Source organism: Luteolibacter pohnpeiensis, assembly GCF_016595435.1.
GTDB lineage: Bacteria > Verrucomicrobiota > Verrucomicrobiia > Verrucomicrobiales > Akkermansiaceae > Luteolibacter > Luteolibacter pohnpeiensis.
The window spans coordinates 1-702 of sequence record NZ_JAENIJ010000157.1 but is presented as its reverse complement, the minus strand read 5'-3'; the positions used below and the strand labels follow the sequence as shown (position 1 = coordinate 702).

The window sequence follows — 702 nt, the reverse complement described above, 5'->3', positions numbered from 1 at the left end:
CGGCCAATCCAGAACAAGGCGGCACATCCGACGGCGACCAGCCTGATAGTTGACTTTGATGCTTCCATCCCGCCGCAGATGGCCTTATACGTTCGCAAAAAAATGAAAGCCGTGCTTCCAGCTCTTACGTTTCTCGCGCGGCACTTCCTATTCGTTGCGTTCGCGATGATTGTCGGCTGCACCGGGTGGACGATTGTCTACTTCGTCTTGCTGGCCATCGCGGTCGTCACCAATCAGGGCATCGGTGGTCCGCTTGCGTTTCCGGCTGGGATTATAGCCATGCTGGCGGTATGCGGCTTTCTCGGGTGGGGTGTCTTTGCCCCCGCGTCAGCATTTGGGGCGGTGTTGTGTCGAGTGTTCCGACTTCCACGAATTGCCGCTATTCCAGTTGTCACCATGACTGCAGTTCTCCTCAGCTACGCGATCTATTGGGTTTATCTTGAGATAGTCACGACTCACTCAATGCCGTCGATGTTGACCGTGCTGAAGAACTTTACGATCTACCTCAGCATTCCACTGGGGGCCTACTGGTGGCTGACTGAAGGGCCAGGTGCGCTTTTCGATGCATTTCGGAGGTGGATTGGTCGCCGCCAGAACAAAAGACGAAGCGAACAAGATGCTGCGTTGAAAGATCAACCGTAAATTGAGTTTTTTGGGATTCTTTTGAGTGGCTGAGGTCGGGTGTTTTTAGGTGGTTTGGAG

The 702-nt window shown here is 53.8% G+C and carries 1 protein-coding gene; it reads left to right on the top strand.

What is annotated here, in order from left to right; genetic code table 11:
- Positions 1 to 642 (top strand): hypothetical protein (locus JIN85_RS20720; protein ID WP_200274440.1); only part of this gene is annotated, 642 nt, incomplete at its 5' end.
- Positions 643 to 702 lie beyond the last annotated feature (60 nt).